The sequence below is a fragment of the Stutzerimonas stutzeri genome, assembly GCF_000935215.1.
Lineage (GTDB): Bacteria > Pseudomonadota > Gammaproteobacteria > Pseudomonadales > Pseudomonadaceae > Stutzerimonas.
This window is the reverse complement of the sequence record NZ_JXXD01000284.1, coordinates 1-2,375: the sequence shown is the minus strand read 5'-3', so window position 1 is coordinate 2,375 and position 2,375 is coordinate 1. Positions and strand designations below refer to the sequence as shown.

Here is a 2,375-nt window from a genome sequence, read left to right as displayed (position 1 = left end):
CCGCGCCGAGCGCATGGTTGCGCGCAGGTGCGGCGGCGCCGCCGCGGCGGGCATAGGCGACAGCCATCCCGTCTTCCAGGCCGGGCGCCAGCGCGAAGCGCAGGCAATGACCTGGGCTGTGCGCCATCAGCGCCAGCCCTTTGCCGTCATGGAGCAGTTGCTTGTGCCCGGCAATGCGCCAAAACGTGAACGCGGGAGCATACTGCGGCGGATCGGCGTCGGGATAGAGCTGCACCACGGCCACATGGCCGGGCAACCAGGCTGGATGCGCGTCGCGCGCATCCAACGCCGGATCTTCCAGCAGGCGCAAGCCCCAGCGATGCGCCGCCTGCTGCGCGGCTTTCGGCCGGCGATGATGGCGCAGCCAGTCGAGCCGGTAATCGGGGTTTCTGCGCAGATATTCCCAGGCCGTCCCAAGGTCGTCCAAGTGCAGCACGTACAGATACGCGGCAGTCGGATACCAGTGCTCGGCGCTGCGATCGACCATGACGCAACCTCCCTGCGAACAGGACTGGCCGCGACGGAAGAACTACGTGCTACATCGGTGTCATCAGAACGAAATGGGTTAAGGGAATAGTTGGGCTGTCAAGTCCGACTGGCTCCGATGCGTTGCGGTATTCGTCTCAATGCTGCGGCGGCAGCGTCCCTCCCGTGGGACGCCGTACAGGCCAGCCTGCCGCAGTCCGCGTCAGGCATCATGTCCGTTTGGATCAGACTGGCGCGGCTACGCCGCAAGAATCTCGATTGAGACCTGCCCGGTATGACACCAGACTGAAAAAGTCACAGTAGGCTGTGTTCAGTCCGGGATAGCCCCGTCGCGCTCGGCCAGCCGGGTGTATTCCGACAGCGTGCGCGTGGGCCGGAAGTAGCGGTCGCGCATCACGGGCTGCTGATGCGGCCCGACGATGCCAGCCAGCTCGGACAGCTTGACGGTTCCTTGCGCCGGCATTCCGATTCCCAGGTCGATGAGGCCCCAGGCGGTGTCGCCATCGGCGGGATCGAGTGCGGCCAGCAGCCAGGTCACATGCGCGTCCGGCGTGAACAGCCGCACCACGGGCACCGGGTCGATGGCCTGGCCGGCGGCACGAGCCTCGCCGTTGGCGAGCAGTTGCGCGCGCTCCGGGACGGTGGCGAGTGGCTGGGGCATGGTTGGCAATCCCACAAATCCAATGATGCACGGATGCGGTTTCACGCCCAAGCGCAGAACCGCCAAACCGGATTTACGCCTTCGTGTGCAAGCACGGATGCGCTTGCGTGGCTTTGCTGGAACCAGCAAATGCGGATTTCCGTAAAGGCACGAAAACGTAGAACACCAAATGAACACTATAGATTGTAGCCCTATAGGGCGCAATGGGCTGTCATCTTGGTTTTTCGAGGGAAACCATAGGTGGCGGCTGGGAACTCATTGGCGAAGGCGTTGAAGACAGTCAGGAAGGCGCGTGGCTTGAGCCAGGAAGCCTTCTCTGACGTGTCCAGCCGCACCTATATGAGCACCCTCGAACGCGACCTGAAAAGCCCGACCCTGCATAAGCTGGCCGAGCTGTGCGAGGTGATGGAGATCCACCCGCTCACGCTGCTGACGCTGGCCTACGCGGGCGACAGCCCGCACAAGGCCGACGAGCTGCTGGCGCAGGTGCGCCGGGAGCTGGAGGCGGTGCTGAAGGAGCGCGGCGCGGCGAAGCCGCGCGCGTGACGTGGTGATGTGCTGCGAACAGCAGCACAGCGCCCCGCCGCGATGGGCGGGGCGCTGCGGCGGTCACGCCGCCTGGGGCTTGCTGCGCGACCAGATCAGGTCGTGCGTACCGTCCTCGCCTTCGATCAGGCGGGCATAGACCGGAGCCGGGAACGAAGGATCGTCGAGGGTCACGGACTTGTATTCCCGCCCGGCCTCGCTGGTCTTGTTCCACGCCGCGCCGATGTCGTGGCCGGCGGCTTGGAGGCGGAAGTCGGGGGCGTTCTCGCTGCTGCCCTTGTCGTTGGGAACCAGCTTGACCTTGACGTTGAGCGTCAGGGTGCGCAGCGTGCCGGTGAAGCCGTCTTTGTCTGCGGTGAAGGTGCCGATGTTGGCCATGATGATTTCTCCTTTCGGTTGAACAAGGTTCGCGCCCATCGCGTCCTTGTTGTGATCCGGCCGGCGGGGGACGGGCTGGCTGCACCGCTTGCGGTCGAAACGCAGTGGAGAGCCTGGAGGCGAAAAGAATTTGCTGCGCGAGGAAGCCGCGCAGCGGCGGGGAAATTGTTTTCGCCGGACGGTTGCAGCCATGAAGCCCGAGGCGCAGCCGCGCCCCCGCCAGGATTCACAACGAGACAAGGACGCCTTGGGCCGAACCGCTCCGAAAGAAGATGGGGCCGACTCGGCATCCCCGCCCGAAGGC

The 2,375-nt window shown here is 65.1% G+C and carries 4 protein-coding genes; 1 reads left to right on the top strand and 3 read right to left on the bottom strand.

Annotated elements, in window-relative coordinates:
• Both LO50_RS21940 and LO50_RS21935 read right to left on the bottom strand, forming a co-directional pair.
• Positions 1-487: DUF7011 domain-containing protein (locus tag LO50_RS21940; protein WP_044316361.1), on the bottom strand; the 487-nt coding region annotated here is incomplete at its 3' end.
• Between the two features lie 309 nt (positions 488-796).
• Positions 797-1,147 (bottom strand): DUF2958 domain-containing protein, encoded by a 351-nt coding sequence (locus LO50_RS21935; protein ID WP_023103962.1) that lies wholly within the window; start codon positions 1,145-1,147, stop codon positions 797-799.
• 240 nt (positions 1,148-1,387) lie between these two features.
• Here LO50_RS21935 and LO50_RS21930 point away from each other — a divergent pair, with 240 nt between their 5' ends.
• Positions 1,388-1,693, top strand: a complete 306-nt coding sequence (locus LO50_RS21930; protein ID WP_023103963.1) for a helix-turn-helix domain-containing protein — start codon at positions 1,388-1,390, stop codon at positions 1,691-1,693.
• Positions 1,694-1,756: 63 nt separating this feature from the next.
• Here LO50_RS21930 and LO50_RS21925 read toward each other — a convergent pair whose 3' ends face one another.
• On the bottom strand, positions 1,757-2,071 hold the full coding sequence (locus tag LO50_RS21925) for a DUF736 domain-containing protein (RefSeq protein ID WP_023103964.1): 315 nt from the start codon (positions 2,069-2,071) through the stop codon (positions 1,757-1,759).
• Between the last annotated feature and the right edge of the window lie 304 nt (positions 2,072-2,375).

Coding starts and splice junctions, on each gene's coding strand:
- LO50_RS21935 (WP_023103962.1), bottom strand. CDS start 1,147: ATGCCCCAGCCACTCGCCACCGTCCCGGAGCGCGCGCAACTGCTCGCC.
- LO50_RS21925 (WP_023103964.1), bottom strand. CDS start 2,071: ATGGCCAACATCGGCACCTTCACCGCAGACAAAGACGGCTTCACCGGC.